We start from the raw sequence: 14,138 nt of genomic DNA, 5'->3' as shown, positions 1-14,138 counted from the left end.
GGAAATCCTCCATAATCAATAGTCTATTGGTGATACTTTGCTTAACTTATTAGCTGGCAGTTCTTGCCCACAAATCACGTATTTCCTGCTTCATCATCAGGGATTCTTCCCAGCGGTCGGTGGTATCCTCTCCGTCCCTTCCGATGATGGCATAGGGCTTCGGCCCCAGTTCGCAGGTAAAGGCGAGCGTCGCGTCTTTGTCGGCGCGCTTCCGCCAGCTTTTGAAACCATATTCCCACCAGCCGAGGAAAAGATCGACCCAGGGTCTGTGATGCGGGAAGGAAATTTCGATCTGGACCTGCTCGCGCGAGGCAATGCGGCCGTGGAAGGCCCAGGAGCTGTCCAATATCCGGTGAATAAGCGCATGGTTTTCGTCTGATACCGGCCAGGCGAATTCCCGCCCGACAAGGAAATGGGAGATATCGCCGAGCAGCCGCAGATCCGGCAGCCGATCGAGCAGGTCGAGCGTGAAGAACAAATCCGTCGTCATGCGATCGCGATGCGTCTCGATCCAGACATCGATGCCGGCCTCTTCCGCCAGGCGTTGCCATCCCTCCAGCAGAGGAATGCAATCCTCAAGCCGCCGCAGGCGCACGTCCGGCTGCAGACAGATGTGATGGACATTATATTCGGCGGCGATCTCGAGCACCGGCTTCAGATCGTCGACGGTCTTCGGGAAGCATTGCCCCTCCGCCTGCAAGCCATACTGCCTGAGCAGACCCGCAATGCGGGAGACGACATTACGATCGTGCCAGTGAGCACTGATGCCATCGAAGCCGGCAGCTGCGATCTTATCGACATTTTCCTCCAGGGAAAGCTCCGGATATCTCGCGCTGCGTCGCTCCATGGACCAGAGCGACTGGAATATGAGCAAGTTCTGCATAGGTCCTCCCGTACCAGTGGCTTGCTCAGATCACGAATCCCGGGGCTTGGCCAGTCAGCTCGATGATGGGTTTTGATCATGGGCGCGTTTCATTGCAAAGCGGATGTATTGGCTTGGTCGAGAACCCTCGGGCCTGATGGTTTTTCATCAAAATACTCCCGGACGCCGATCGGCTCCATCGGTAACTCTTTCCAAGCGGTCGTTTGGGCCGCTGTTTCCTGGGAGGAGAACATGCTGAAGTTTTTGAGTGCAAGCGCGCTCGCGCTCGTGCTGTCGTCGCAAGCCTACGCCGCCGACAGGATCGGCGTTTCGATGGGCTACCTGACGACCAATTTCCAGACCCTGATTGCCAATGGCATGCAGGATTACGCCAAGACCAAGGGCCTCGACCTGCAGGTGGTGGACGCCGCCAACGACGTCAATAAGCAGCTCGATCAGGTGCGCAATTTCGCAGCCGGTGGTGTCTCAGCCATCATCGTCGATCCGGTGGATTCGGACGGCACACCTGCGATCAGCAAGATTGCCGAGGATGCCGGCATTCCGCTGATCTACGTCAATATTCAGCCGACTGATCTTTCGACGCTCGGAAAAAAGCAGGCCTTCGTCGGGTCGAATGAAACCGAATCCGGCACGCTGCAGACAAAGGAAGTCTGTCGCATGCTCGGCGGCAAGGGCGATGTCGTCGTCATGGTCGGCGATCTCAGCAGCCAGGCCGCACGTCAGCGGACGCAGGATGTTCACGATGTGCTCAAGACGGGCGGTTGCAGCAGCATAAAGGTGGTCCGCGAGCAAGTCGGCAACTGGAGCCGTGTCGATGGCGCCGATCTGGTGTCGAACTGGCTGACATCAGGCCTGTCGTTCGATGCCGTCATCGCTAACAACGACGAAATGGCGCTTGGCGCGATCTCGGCCATCAAGAATTCAGGCGGTTCGACAGACAAGACGATCGTCGCAGGCATTGATGCGACGCCGGATGCGTTGCAGGCGATGAAAGCAGGCGATCTAAAAGTCACCGTATTCCAGGACGCAAAGGCGCAGGGTCGCGGCGCCGTCGACACCGCAATCAAGGCCATCAAGGGCGAGCAGATCGACCGGGAAGTCTGGATCCCTTTCAAGCTGGTGACGAAGGAGAACATGGTTCAATTCGAGAGCCTCAACTGAGTGGAAAAGCGCCGGCAACGTAGAGCATGACTGCCGGTGTACGGGAAGGCGGGGCCGTGGCCTCCCCTTCCCCGATTGCGGCCCGGCGAATTTCCCGCCGCCGTGAGCAAATTTCATCAAATCAATGCTGTCGTTTCCCGCCGGCACCGCCGACACTGACCGCATCGTTTCATTCACCGGGAGGCACATCATGGACGACACGCTCTACGGCACGCGCGACAAGCGCGGCGACTGGAAGCCCAACAAACTCTTGCAATATCCGCCTGTTTTCATCTGGCCGGCAAAACCGGTCGCGTTCTTGAAATGGTTCTTCGGATATCCCGGCTACCTGATGCCCTGGAATGTCGTCTATGCCGTCGTCGCAACGCTGCTTTGGCTTTACGCGACGCCCTCGATGGAGACCATGAAGACGCTGGCGCCGGGCTGGATCGCCTATCTTCTCGTACGCAACGCCGCGCTGGTCTTCCTGTTTTTCGGCGCCTTTCACCTGCGTCTCTACATGCAGAAGAAGCAGGGCACGAGCTTCAAATACAATAGCAAGTGGCCGTCGAAGGACAATTCCGCCTTCCTCTTCAACAACCAGACCGTCGACAATGTGATCTGGACCTTTGCAAGCGCCGTACCCCTGTGGACGGCTTTCGAAGTGCTGACGCTCTGGGCATTCGCGAACGGCATCATTCCCTATGTCGATTTTGCCGAACACCCGATCTATTGCGGCATTGTCATGCTGCTGATCCCGGCGTTCCGCGATCTGCACTTCTATCTCGTGCATCGGCTGATCCACTGGCCGCCGCTCTATCATGCGGTCCACAAGCTGCATCACAACAACGTCAATCCTGGCCCCTGGTCAGGCCTCGCCATGCATCCGGTCGAGCATCTTTTGTATTTCTCGGGCGTGCTTATCCATTGGATCGTGCCGTCCAATCCGATCCACGCACTGTTCCATCTGACACATGCCGCGCTGGCGCCAGCGCCGGGACATGCCGGCTTCGACAAGATCGTCATCGGCGAGGAAGCCGGGATCGATACCCATGCCTATGACCATTACCTCCATCATAAATTCTTCGAGTGCAATTATGCCGATGGCGTGATCCCGCTCGACCAGTGGTTCGGCACCTTTCATGACGGCTCGAAAGAGGCTGAGGACCGCATGAACAAGCGCTTCATGGAACGCGCCAAGAAATACGCCGAAAAGCAGGCTCGCCGCTCCGGCACGCCAAGCTAGCAAGCAGCTGAAGCCTGGCCGGATTAGTCCGGCCGGGACAAGGATCTCAAGGACTTGCCAAAGGCGCTATGTGCTCCATATGCGCGCATTGAGCTCTCCCCCCGCCACCGGTTCAATCGGCCGTTGATGGCGGGAAATACCGGAGCCTGCGGCCCTCCTTCCGCAGGCTCCGGCCTTGTCACTTACCGGCGAGTGGATGCGGCGGGGCCAATATTTTCCGCGGTGTAAGTCAGGAACGGTACGGGCTCCTGGCTGACTGGAACATCGATAATCGCCATACGCGATAGTATGGTATCCAGCGCGCGCCTTGCCTGGGTCTCAGGCGCTTGATCGAGAACAAGGGTCATCAGCCCCGAGGCGATGAAGCGGCGCGTTTCGTCGTTAAGCTCATGCGCGATCCAGACGCAATCACCTCCCCTTTGCTCCTGAAAGCGCTGAAGCACCGAGCCGACGCCAAGATTGGCGCCGCCGGCATTATAGACGCCGACCACATCCGGACAGCGGTGCAGCGCCTGCGTCATCATCTCGGCGGATTTTACGTCGTCATCCTGGCCGAACACGACTTCGGAAAACTTTAGTGCCGGACTGCCACGGGAGCCAAGATAATCGGAAAAGCCGCGAATGCGTTCCCTGTGGATCTGATAGGCCCAGCTATGACAAATGGCGACGATGCTTCCTTTGGCGTGGCGGAGCATGCGTGACATGTAGAAGCCAGCAGTGCGGCCCGCGGCATAATTGTCGATGCCGACGAACACGTCATCCCGGCCGGTCAGGTAGGAGACGATTTGCACGACTTCGACACCGGCGGCACGGGCTTTTCGCAGACTTTCCCGGATTGCCGGATGATCGATGGCCGCAACGATAAGGCCATGTCGGCGAATGCTGCTATCGGCGATATGCGCAGCAAATCTCTCCGGATCGCTCTCCTCGACGAAAGTCCGGTGGACCGTGATCGAGCTGTCGAGTGAGGCGGCGATCCGCTCGAAGGCTCGATTGAGCCTGCTGAAGAATGGCGACTCCGGCCTGACCAGAATGACTTCGATGCGAATCGTGCCGCGATAGAGACTCGGGATGATCCCTTTGTAGCCTAGCCGCTTGGCGGCCAGCACCACCTTTTCCGCGGTCTGCGGCCTGACGCTGCCACGTTCGTTGAGAACGCGTTCAACGGTCGCAAGGCCGACACCAGCGGCGGCGGCGATGTCCACGAGACGTGCCTTCTTCATTTCGCTCCTCCCTGATGAAAAATGATCATAATCGGCGTGGAATGTGAAGGGTCATTTCGCGCATGCTTGGAACCAGTTGGGAGGGAAAAACGATGCGCGATCAAAGCGCAACGGCAATCGTCTCCCAAGACTGGACGATGCTTTTCGCGTCTTGCGGCGAATGCAATGAGGAGGAAGAAATGACGAACTGGGTTGATGCCTGCGCTGCTGATGAAGTCGATCAGGAGGATGTTGTCCGCTTTGACCACGCCGGGCGAACCTTTGCTATCTATCGCAGCCCTGACGATGAGTATTTCGCCACGGACGGGCTTTGCACCCATGAGAAAATCCATCTGGCCGACGGGCTCGTCATGGACGATACGATCGAGTGTCCGAAGCATAATGGCCGCTTCAGCTACAAGACGGGTGAAGCACGGGGTGCACCAGTCTGCATCAATCTGAAAACCTATCCGGTCAAGGTGGAAGGCGATCGCATCATGATCGGAATTAGCGCATGAGTAGCGATGCTGGCATCATCATCGTCGGCGCCGGCGAATGCGGCGCGCGTGCCGCGCTGAGCCTGAGGGAGAGCGGCCATCGGCGGGCGATCACCCTCATCGGCGACGAGATCCATCTCCCCTATGAGCGACCTCCCCTTTCCAAACAGATTTTGCTCGATGCGACAGAGCCAAAGCTGCCCGCTGTCCTCAGCGATATCGTACTGGCCGAGCATGCGATCCGGCATATCGGCGGCGCCTCGGCCGATGCCATAGACACGTCGGGAAAGCAGCTGTTCTTTTCCGATGGTCGGGCACTGTCTTATGACAAACTGCTGCTGGCGACCGGCGCGGTTCCAAGGCGATTGCCGAATGCTCCCGTCAGCAGCCGGATAGTCTATCTGCGGACGATCGATGATGCGCTTGCGCTGCGTTCCCTTGTCCGAGCGGATATGCATGTGGCTGTGCTTGGAGGCGGTTTCATTGGACTTGAGGTCGCCGCATCGGCGCGCAAGCGCGGCGCGAAGGTTACGGTCATCGAGTCCCAGGAGCGCATTCTCAAGCGTGGTGTCCCCGAACCGATTGCCGAAACGATCACCGCCTTGCACCAAGGCAATGGCGTCGTCGTGAGATGCGGCGTGGCGGTTCTCGGGCTCGAAGCGGATGAGCAGCATGTCGATATTTCTCTTTCCGATGGAGATACGATTTCGGCCGATGTGCTCGTCGTCGGGATCGGCGCGCAGCCACGTACCGAGCTTGCCGCTCGGGCCGGTCTCGCGATCGATAACGGCGTTGCGGTCAGTGAGCGTCTGGAAACATCGGTGCGCGATATCTATGCCGCCGGCGACTGCTGTTCGTTCCCGCATCCCCTCTATGGCGGGCGCCGGCTGCGTCTTGAAGCCTGGCGCAATGCGCAGGATCAGGGCATTCTCGCCGCCGCGAATTTAATGGGCGTGGCTCGTACCTATCAGGCCGTTCCTTACTTTTGGTCCGACCAGTTCGATCACACCCTGCAGATCGCAGGCCTCGTCGATGAGGGTCGCATGGTCGTCCGCAGAGACCTCGGGGACGATGCCTTCATCCTGTTTCATCTCGACGATCAACAACGGCTGGTCGCCGCAAGCGGTGTCGGCCCCGGCAATAAGGTCGCCAAGGATATCAAGCTTAGCGAGATGCTGATCGCCAGGCGCGTCACTCCGCCGACCGAGGTGCTCGCTGGCAATGCGAACCTGAAATCGCTGCTGCCGCGAGCGGCGTGACGGCGCATTCATGAGCAGATACCATAAGTGCTTGCGGCATTCGGGCGCTAATCCCGAGTCCGGATCTTCCTACATTCTTTTAGCAGTTCCCGAAGGTCTCGCAGCGGCGGCAATTGGCACGGTGCCACGGCGAGGACCGAGATGCGCCTATCGCCATCACCGGCCTGCGCGACGGCAAGAATGTCGAATGGCTCGAGAAGGTCTCGGACCAGGATTATCTGAAGTAACCTCGCACAACGGCGACCGTATTTTATAAAATCCGCCGATCCGGCTGTTCTTGCATCCGTGACGGCAATCTCCGACAAGCACAGGAATGAATCAATGCCTCACATAATTTTGAAAATGGCAGTGGGAAGGACCGAAGCAATGAAGCATGCGGTGGCTGAAAATCTGGCCAAGGCTGTCATCGAAACGCTTGGCGTTGACGAGAGTTCGGTCTCCGTCGCGATCGAGGATGTGGCGATGTCCGATTGGGCCGAGAGGGTCTATGTCCCCGATATCCAGGACAAGTCCGACACGATCTATAAGAAGCCGAGCTACGATCCGTTTCGGTAAGAGGCAGGTCGATCGGGTATGGTGGAGAGACGCAGACTACCATCTGCGTTGATACTCGCGCTCACGCGATCATAGTTCTCAATACTCAGATGCGGCGTGAATAACGGCGTCCGATGGGTGGCGCTGATCACAAGCACGGAAGCGCCCGAGGCTTCCGCCGCCTCTATTCCCGCAGGCGCATCCTCAAAAACAAGACATTGTTCAATGGGTTGCGCCAGCATCCTTGCAGCCAGCATGAAGCAATCCGGCGCCGGCTTGCCATTCTGTACATCCTCGCCGGCGATTAGAACTTCCGGCCAGGGAATACCGGCCGCGGCAATGCGGACCTTGGCGAGTTCGCGTGGGGCGGAGGTGACGATCGCCCAACGATCCGGCGGCAGGCTTTTCAGAAAGCCGACCGCGCCTGCAATGGGTTCGACGCCGGTAACGTCATCGATCTCGGCTTGAGTGAGTACCCTGACCTCTTCGGCCGGGTCGATCCCTGACAGACCGAGCCCAGTGATTGTCTCGATCGCCTTGCGGCCATGGACGGTTGCCAGCAGGGCTATAGCATCCACACCACGTTTCTCCGCCCACGCGGTCCAGACCCGTTCGGCGACCGCAATCGAATTCAGGACGGTTCCATCCATGTCGAACAGGAAGGCGCCGAAGGGGCGGTCGCTAAAGGGCATCAGGATCGATCCTCGGCTTTCTGATTGGATGACAGACGATCAAGAATAGCCTGTGCCGTATTGGCGTCGGTGACCAAGGCATTGATCATTCCCGATCGTGCCGCGCCGATAATGCCGCTTGCCTTGCTGGGAGTTGCGGCAACAGCGATGCAGAGCGGCACCTTGCGCAATTGCGTGGGAGAGGCTGCAATCATCGCTTCCTCTCCATCCCAGTGCAGGATTTCTCCGGCCTCGGTGACGTAGTGGCGCAGCACATCTCCTGCCGCATGGCTCAGTGCCCTTTCGCCCGGCAACGCCGTTTCCGAGGGGGTTGCCGCATGTGTCAGTCCCACGCCGACGATTGCCGCATCCAGTCTGTCCCAGAGGGAGGTCACCTGCTGCACGGTAGGGTCCCCGAGAAATGCATCCCGGAGTTCGGTCGAAGAGATATAGGGCGCATGCAGGAAATGCGGCACGCCGCCCATCTGGACCGCCGCCTGACGCACGAATTCATTGATCTGGAAGTGGGCTGCCGCCTGCTGCATGCCGCCGTTCAGTGCGACCGTCACGATGCCTGGCAATTGCGGCAGGCCCGCCATTGTCACCTCGCGCACCGCCCGCCCCCAACCAATGCCGAGCGTCGAACCGGAGCGCAGGCCCGCCTGCTGTAGAAGCGAGCCGACCGGCGCAGCAAGCGCGCTCAGCACATTTGATGACGGCGTATCGATCACAGCAGCGGTGCGCAGCTTCAGGCCGTCGATCAGCGCAGCATTCAGGTCTTCGGCGGGTGAAAGATCGATTACTTCGATCCGGACGATTCCGACCGCCCGGGCTCGCTGCAGCAATCGCGAAACCGTCGCCGTCGACAGGCCGAGCTTCCTGGCAATATCCACCTGCGCCATATCGGATTGGTAGTGCAGTTTGGCGACCGTGTGCAGCAATGCGCGATTTGCCGCAGCCTCCTGCGATTGAGACGAATTCAGGTTGAAATTCCTTTCTGCAATGTGTTACACATACGGCACTTGAGGAGTTATCGCTTAAAAAGGCCGGTTTCGCAACGCTTATACCGCGCATGAGAGTCCTCAATTTCAAGAGCAATGCCCTCTTCGAGGAGTGGAGAAGGCGTGCCCGTATGGGTGCCGTTTCGCAACGGCTGGAGGAAGGATCACATGACGAAATTGACGACGGCGGAGATGCGCGGCTACCAGCAGATTTGCGGTAGCGACGGTGCCATGATGGTGATTGCCTGCGACCAGCGCGGCGGCATGCGCAGCCTTCTGGCCAAGGACCCGGCCGAGCAGGCGGCGATCTCCGACAAGGTGCTGGGAGACACGAAGGCCGATATTGCCCGCTTTCTGGCAAGCAAGGCGTCCTGTGTTCTCGTCGATCCGATCTGTGCCGTGCCGGCGCTGGTCGATGATCGGGTTCTCCAGCGCGATACCGCGCTGCTGATCGGTCTCGACGCTTCCGGCTGGGATACGTCGCCGGAAGGCTATCGTCTATCGAAGCTGGTTCCCAGCGTTTCCGCGCGCCGCGTACGCCAGCTGGGGGCGACAGGCGGCAAGATCATGGTCTATCTGCGCTCGGATCGAGATACGGCGAATGTCCATAATATCCAGATTCTGAAGCAGTGCATCGAAGACTTCGCACATGAAGATCTTCTGCTGGTCGTTGAATTCCTGACTTACAAGTTCGAAGATGAGGATGAGGCTGATTATAAGGCGAAGCTGCCGTCTCTGATCGTCGGCGGCAGCAAGATCTGCCTCGATCTCGGCGCGAAAGTCTTGAAGATCCCTTATCCGGGGTCGTCGGAAGCTTGCGCCGAAGTCACGCGCCTTTCGGGCGACGTGCCATGGGCAGTGCTGTCGGCGGGCGTCGACCACGCAACCTTTCTGACGCAGGTCGAAGATGCCATGCGCAACGGCGCATCGGGCGTCATTGCCGGCCGCTCGCTGTGGAAGGACTGCATCTCGCTTGATCGCTCGGTGACGAAGGATCGGCTGGAAACGGTCGCAGTGCCAAGGCTTCGTGAAATCCAGGCCGTCATTGCAACGCACTTCAAGGGCACGGGATCGCACGAAGCTGATCAAAGGCAACGCGCCCATGCCTGACACCGCCATCGGCGTCGATATTGGTGGCACGAATATTCGCGCTGCCCTCGTCTCCGCCCAGGGCGAGCTTCTTGCCAAGCTATCGGAACGAACCCCGGCCGATCCCCTGGTGGTATTGGAGCGCGTTATTGCGATGGCGCGTGAGCTCGATACACCAGAAGTCTTGGGGATCGGTGTCGGCATACCCGGGCGGGTCGATGTCGATAGTCGCGAGATCCTGTCTGGCGGCATCCTCAATCTTTCCGGCCTCGACTTCGTTAAGCGGCTCGAGACAGCTCTTCAAAAGCCTGTTGTCATCGAGAATGATTGCAGCATGGCGCTGATCGCCGAAATGCGGATCGGTGGCGCCAAGGGTTATCAAAATGTGGCGATGCTGACGATCGGGACGGGCATTGGCGGTGCCGTTGCCCATGCCGGGCGCATTTACCACGGGCACAAGGCGGCAGGGCAACTCGGCCATATTTGTGTATCGCAGGATGGTCCGCCCTGCCCTTGCGGCAGACGCGGCTGCGTCGAGACCTTCAGTTCCGGAACCGCTTTGCGCCGACACATCGCCGAATCCGGATTGCCGGTGACGACAATCCGCGAAATCTTCGACATGGCGGCGGAAGGAAACGCCATGGCAGTCCACGTGCTGCGCCAATGGGCAACGCCGTTGCGAGCCGCTCTCGACAATATCGCAGCAACCATGGACCCGGAGATTATTTTGCTCGGCGGTGGGCTTGGCTGTGATGCCGCGCGAGCTCTTGCCGATTTGCCGGCGGCCGCGCCGTGGTTTTGCCCCGCCATATTGCCGGCGAAGCTCGCCGACGATGCCGGCGTGATCGGCGCAGGGCTTTCGATTTTCGGCGCCGATGCCCTGCCGCAAGGAAAGCGGGTTGTCCTCGTCAACGGCGTGCCGGCTTCCGGCAAAAGCCGGCTGGCCAAGGCTTTGTCGCTGCGAACCGGCTGGCCGATCCTGTCTCTCGACAGCATCAAGAACCCGTTCCTGCAGCATATCGGTCCGGTCGACCGCGACTTCAATCGGACGTTGGGAAAGGCGAGCTACCAGGCGATCTGGTCCTTTATCGCCGAGGCGCCGGCCAGTTCGACCTTCATCATCGATGCATGGTTCGGCTTTCAGCCAAAGGCCCAGCTCGAGAGCTACATCAGTGCTGCGCAGATAGACCATGTCGCAGAACTCTGGTGCAAGGTGCCCGGAGCTGTTGCCGGGGAGCGTTACGCCAGCCGGCTGAAGGACCGATTGCCGGGACATCCGGGTGCCGAATATGTGCCGGAACTGATAGCGCTTGCCGATCGGGCCGAACCCATGGGCTGTGGTGCCGTGATGACGGTCGACCAGACGCAGGAACCGGATATGGCGGCCATCATGGCCTGGCTTTCAGGGGTCTTCGAGCCCGAATGATGGACGTCGCCGTCCAGGCAGACGGCATAAATGCGAAATATTCGTGAACCGTCGTGCGACCCTATGTCTTCGACGGATGACGATATCGTGCGCATGGCGAGATTTTGTAATTATATCAACAAGATGAAGGAAATTCGTTACAGAAAAAAATTACTTGACGCGCCGGGGTAACCCACTGATTATCGCTTTGCCGGACAGGGGAGGTTCGGCTTCAAGAGGAGGAAAATTATGGAGCGCCGCTCATTTCTCAAGGCTTCGGCCGTGGCATCGCTCGCTACCGGTGTTGCGGCTGTTGCCGGCACCACCAAGGCTGCAGACAAGAAGTTTACGATTGCCCTTATTCCGGGCCTGACCACCGATGCTTTCTACATCACCATGCGCAAGGGCGCCGAGGCCGCAGCCAAGGCTGTCGGCGCGACGCTGGTGTTTCAAGGCGGCCCGGATTTCAACCCGGTGACACAGGTTCCGGTTCTTGACGCGGTGATCGCCAAGAAGCCCGACGCAATTCTTATCGCGCCGACCGACAAGGATCAGCTGATCCAGCCGCTGAAGAAGGCTGCCGATGCCGGCATCCCGATCATCACCGTTGATACCTTCATCGGTACGGGCGTCTATCAGACCGGCAAAGGCGACGCCGACTTTCCGCTGTCCTATATCGCTTCCGACAACCTGCTCGGCGGTGCGATTGCAGCGCGCGCGCTGGCAAAGGCCGTTGGCGAAAAGGGCAAGGTTTACGTTTCCAACGTCAAGCCCGGCGTGTCGACCACCGACCAGCGTGAGCAGGGCTTCAAGGAGGAAATGAAGAAGTATCCGAACATCACCGTTCTGGAGACGCAGTATAACGACGACGACGCCAACAAGGCAGCATCGCAGCTGCAGGCCGTCTTCGCACGCAACTCCGATCTCGACGGCGTTTTCGGGGCCAATCTGTTCTCCGCCCTTGGTGCGGCCAATGGCGTGCAGCAGGCCGGCCAGACCGGCAAGATCCGTGTGGTCGCGTTCGATGCGCCGACGTCCATCGTCGACAACATCAACTCCGGCCTCGTCGATCTGGCGATCGCGCAGCACCCGGCTGAAATCGGCTATTTCGGTGTGATGGCAGCTTACGCGCATCTCACCGGCAATTCGATCCCGACGGCGATCGGGACGGGCTTCACTGTTATCGACAAATCGAACGTCGCCGACAAGAAAGTCGCGAAGTTCATCTACTCCGATTGATGCGGAGATAGTCTGTGCCTCGTCGATCGACGAGGCACATCATCCAACGATGATAGAGCGAACGGCGCTGTGATTTTCGCGCCTGCAACGCTTCAGTTTGGACCAGTCCATGACAATCGACAATGCAGAGGTCCGCAAGGCGGATCAGCACGTGGCACCGCAGGCGGACCACGGCGACCAGGCAAAAACCATCCTAAACCGCATCGCGCAATTACGCGCATGGCTCTTTCTTGCCGCACTTATCGTGACTTTCGAGATCTGGGCACGGATCGATTTCGGCGGCACCTTCGTCGGCTCGAGCTTCAACTGGCAGTCCGTCACGATCTTCGCGGTGGCGCCGCTGCTCTTGGCGATCGGACAGACCTTCGTCATCATCTCCGGCGGCATCGATCTATCGACAGGCTTCATCATGGGCCTTGCCGCAGTCGTCGCCGCGCATATCGCCAATATTGCCGGGCTCTACATGCCGCTGCCGGTGGCAATGGTATTCGGCATTCTCGTCGCCATGCTGGCCGCTGCCGTCCCCGGCTTCATCAACGGTCTGCTGATCTCCCGTCTCAAGGTTCCGCCATTCATCGGCACGCTTGGCATGTTCGGCGTTGCCCGCGGCACGGCCTTCCTGATTGCCGGCGGTACCACCGTGCCGGTCAAGAATTCCTATTTCGCCGAGCTCGGCAACGGACGATTCTACGGCGTGCCCTATCTGGTCATCGTCACGCTCGTCTTCGTGGTCATCATGCATTATCTGCTGAGCCAGACACGCTTCGGCCAGCATAATTACGCCATCGGTGCCAATGCGCAGGCCGCCCGCCGTGCCGGTATCGACATCAAGTCTCACCTGCTGCGGCTCTACATTCTCTCGGCTGTCTGCGCAGGCTTGGGCGGCGCGCTCTATGCCGCCCGTTTCACCGCAGGTGCCGCCCAGGCAGGTGAACCGCTGCTGCTTGATAGCGTGGCTGCCGTCGTCATCGGCGGCGCAAGCCTGTTCGGCGGCTCCGGTACGATCATCGGCACCGTTGCCGGCGCTCTCGTCATCGCCGTCATCCAATACGGCCTCGTCTTCATGAATGTGGAGCCGTTCTGGCAGTTCATCGCCGTCGGCATCGTCATCATCATTTCGGTGCTCATCGACCAGGCGCAGCGTCGGTTCAGCGGAGCAAAACAGGATGAATAGTGCAACTCCCCTCCTCGAGGTCCGCAATCTCTCGCGTTATTTCGGCGCGGTGCGTGCCCTCGACAATTGCTCCATGGTTGTCCGGCCTGGTGAAGTCGTCGCACTTGCAGGCGATAACGGCGCCGGCAAGACCACGATGATCAAGGCGATCTCCGGCGTCTATCCGCCGACGGCGGGCGAAATCCTGATCGAAGGCAAGCCCGTCACCTTCTCCTCGCCGCAGGATGCGCGCGAGAAAGGCATCGAGACGATCTACCAGGATCTGGCACTGGCCGACAATCTGACGATCGGCTCCAACATCTTCCTTGGGCGTGAGCCGATGAAGAAGCTTTTCGGCTTCCTGCCGGTCTTGGACCGCAAAGCCATGGCGGAAGCCGCACGCAAGACGATGGCCGAGCTGGACTTTCACGTGAAGCGGCTCGATGCGCCCGTCAGCAACTTCTCCGGCGGCCAGCGCCAGGCGGTTGCGATCGGACGCGCGGTCTATTGGAATGCGCGCATCCTCGTCATGGATGAGCCGACCGCAGCACTTGGCGTACCCGAACAGCGCAAGGTCGTGGCTCTCATCAAGTCGCTGAAGGCGCAGGGACGTGGCGTTATCTTCATCTCGCACAATCTGCAGGATATTTTCGCGGTCTCCGACCGCATCGTCGTCCTGCGCCGCGGGATTGTTGCCGGCGAGCGCAATATCGCCGACACCAATCACGAGGAAGTCGTAAGGCTCATGATTGGCGGCTAAGCCTGTCACTGAACTGACCTCTGTTGAAAACAAGGTGATAGCGATGACATATCATCGCT

Annotated in this window: 14 protein-coding genes; 10 read left to right on the top strand and 4 right to left on the bottom strand. The window is 59.4% G+C overall.

Annotated features, from left to right (window positions below):
- Positions 1-49 precede the first annotated feature (49 nt).
- Entirely contained in the window at positions 50-883 is an 834-nt protein-coding gene (locus AC13Q5_RS19055; protein WP_457878284.1) for a sugar phosphate isomerase/epimerase family protein, read from the bottom strand.
- Between the two features lie 231 nt (positions 884-1,114).
- Between AC13Q5_RS19055 and AC13Q5_RS19050 the strand changes: the two genes are divergently transcribed.
- The gene (locus AC13Q5_RS19050) at positions 1,115-2,044 is read left to right on the top strand and encodes a sugar ABC transporter substrate-binding protein (protein ID WP_457878283.1); all 930 of its coding nucleotides are present in this window, start codon (positions 1,115-1,117) and stop codon (positions 2,042-2,044) included.
- 190 nt (positions 2,045-2,234) lie between these two features.
- Entirely contained in the window at positions 2,235-3,269 is a 1,035-nt protein-coding gene (locus AC13Q5_RS19045) for a sterol desaturase family protein (protein WP_488502750.1), read from the top strand.
- 182 nt (positions 3,270-3,451) lie between these two features.
- On the opposite strand, the gene AC13Q5_RS19040 is transcribed toward AC13Q5_RS19045, so the two are convergent.
- Positions 3,452-4,492: a LacI family DNA-binding transcriptional regulator gene (locus AC13Q5_RS19040; protein ID WP_075854290.1), complete on the bottom strand. Its 1,041-nt coding sequence runs from the start codon at positions 4,490-4,492 to the stop codon at positions 3,452-3,454.
- A 179-nt stretch (positions 4,493-4,671) separates the two neighbouring features.
- Between AC13Q5_RS19040 and AC13Q5_RS19035 the strand changes: the two genes are divergently transcribed.
- From AC13Q5_RS19035 to AC13Q5_RS19025, 3 genes are all read left to right on the top strand, one after another.
- Entirely contained in the window at positions 4,672-4,989 is a 318-nt protein-coding gene (locus AC13Q5_RS19035) for a MocE family 2Fe-2S type ferredoxin (protein WP_457878280.1), read from the top strand.
- On the top strand, positions 4,986-6,227 hold the full coding sequence (locus AC13Q5_RS19030) for an NAD(P)/FAD-dependent oxidoreductase (RefSeq protein ID WP_488502749.1): 1,242 nt from the start codon (positions 4,986-4,988) through the stop codon (positions 6,225-6,227). The genes AC13Q5_RS19035 and AC13Q5_RS19030 overlap by 4 nt, the downstream gene beginning before the upstream one ends.
- A 321-nt stretch (positions 6,228-6,548) precedes the next feature.
- A complete protein-coding gene (locus AC13Q5_RS19025; protein ID WP_075854340.1) occupies positions 6,549-6,782 on the top strand; it encodes a tautomerase family protein in 234 nt (77 codons plus the stop codon).
- Here AC13Q5_RS19025 and AC13Q5_RS19020 read toward each other — a convergent pair.
- A complete protein-coding gene (locus AC13Q5_RS19020) occupies positions 6,764-7,453 on the bottom strand; it encodes an HAD-IA family hydrolase (protein ID WP_488502748.1) in 690 nt (229 codons plus the stop codon). The genes AC13Q5_RS19025 and AC13Q5_RS19020 overlap by 19 nt on opposite strands.
- Positions 7,453-8,373: a sugar-binding transcriptional regulator gene (locus AC13Q5_RS19015; RefSeq protein ID WP_488502747.1), complete on the bottom strand. Its 921-nt coding sequence runs from the start codon at positions 8,371-8,373 to the stop codon at positions 7,453-7,455. Before AC13Q5_RS19015 ends, AC13Q5_RS19020 begins: the two co-directional genes overlap by 1 nt.
- Before the next feature lie 228 nt (positions 8,374-8,601).
- Here AC13Q5_RS19015 and AC13Q5_RS19010 point away from each other — a divergent pair, with 228 nt between their 5' ends.
- The 5 genes from AC13Q5_RS19010 (at position 8,602) to AC13Q5_RS18990 (ending at position 14,079) form a co-directional block, all read left to right on the top strand.
- Entirely contained in the window at positions 8,602-9,543 is a 942-nt protein-coding gene (locus AC13Q5_RS19010) for a tagatose-bisphosphate aldolase (protein ID WP_488502746.1), read from the top strand.
- Positions 9,536-10,948 carry an ROK family protein gene (locus AC13Q5_RS19005; protein ID WP_488502745.1) on the top strand — a complete coding sequence of 471 codons (1,413 nt, stop codon included), beginning with the start codon at positions 9,536-9,538 and terminating at the stop codon, positions 10,946-10,948. The genes AC13Q5_RS19010 and AC13Q5_RS19005 overlap by 8 nt, the downstream gene beginning before the upstream one ends.
- 228 nt (positions 10,949-11,176) lie before the next feature.
- Positions 11,177-12,166, top strand: coding sequence for a substrate-binding domain-containing protein (locus AC13Q5_RS19000; protein WP_075854285.1), 990 nt, complete (start codon positions 11,177-11,179; stop codon positions 12,164-12,166).
- A gap of 109 nt (positions 12,167-12,275) precedes the next feature.
- Positions 12,276-13,340: an ABC transporter permease subunit gene (locus tag AC13Q5_RS18995; RefSeq protein ID WP_075854284.1), complete on the top strand. Its 1,065-nt coding sequence runs from the start codon at positions 12,276-12,278 to the stop codon at positions 13,338-13,340.
- Positions 13,333-14,079 carry an ATP-binding cassette domain-containing protein gene (locus AC13Q5_RS18990; RefSeq protein WP_015343065.1) on the top strand — a complete coding sequence of 249 codons (747 nt, stop codon included), beginning with the start codon at positions 13,333-13,335 and terminating at the stop codon, positions 14,077-14,079. The genes AC13Q5_RS18995 and AC13Q5_RS18990 overlap by 8 nt, the downstream gene beginning before the upstream one ends.
- The last annotated feature ends 59 nt before the right edge of the window (positions 14,080-14,138 follow it).

Source organism: Martinezella sp. CNPSo 3964 (genome assembly GCF_057784375.1).
This window is presented reverse-complemented; position numbering and strand designations above follow the sequence as displayed.

Bases quoted from the DNA above. Each gene is read 5' to 3' on its own strand.
- AC13Q5_RS19055 (WP_457878284.1), bottom strand. From the start codon at position 883: ATGCAGAACTTGCTCATATTCCAGTCGCTCTGGTCCATGGAGCGACGC.
- AC13Q5_RS19050 (WP_457878283.1), top strand. From the start codon at position 1,115: ATGCTGAAGTTTTTGAGTGCAAGCGCGCTCGCGCTCGTGCTGTCGTCG.
- AC13Q5_RS19045 (WP_488502750.1), top strand. From the start codon at position 2,235: ATGGACGACACGCTCTACGGCACGCGCGACAAGCGCGGCGACTGGAAG.
- AC13Q5_RS19040 (WP_075854290.1), bottom strand. From the start codon at position 4,492: ATGAAGAAGGCACGTCTCGTGGACATCGCCGCCGCCGCTGGTGTCGGC.
- AC13Q5_RS19035 (WP_457878280.1), top strand. From the start codon at position 4,672: ATGACGAACTGGGTTGATGCCTGCGCTGCTGATGAAGTCGATCAGGAG.
- AC13Q5_RS19030 (WP_488502749.1), top strand. From the start codon at position 4,986: ATGAGTAGCGATGCTGGCATCATCATCGTCGGCGCCGGCGAATGCGGC.
- AC13Q5_RS19025 (WP_075854340.1), top strand. From the start codon at position 6,549: ATGCCTCACATAATTTTGAAAATGGCAGTGGGAAGGACCGAAGCAATG.
- AC13Q5_RS19020 (WP_488502748.1), bottom strand. From the start codon at position 7,453: ATGCCCTTTAGCGACCGCCCCTTCGGCGCCTTCCTGTTCGACATGGAT.
- AC13Q5_RS19010 (WP_488502746.1), top strand. From the start codon at position 8,602: ATGACGAAATTGACGACGGCGGAGATGCGCGGCTACCAGCAGATTTGC.
- AC13Q5_RS19005 (WP_488502745.1), top strand. From the start codon at position 9,536: ATGCCTGACACCGCCATCGGCGTCGATATTGGTGGCACGAATATTCGC.
- AC13Q5_RS19000 (WP_075854285.1), top strand. From the start codon at position 11,177: ATGGAGCGCCGCTCATTTCTCAAGGCTTCGGCCGTGGCATCGCTCGCT.
- AC13Q5_RS18995 (WP_075854284.1), top strand. From the start codon at position 12,276: ATGACAATCGACAATGCAGAGGTCCGCAAGGCGGATCAGCACGTGGCA.
- AC13Q5_RS18990 (WP_015343065.1), top strand. From the start codon at position 13,333: ATGAATAGTGCAACTCCCCTCCTCGAGGTCCGCAATCTCTCGCGTTAT.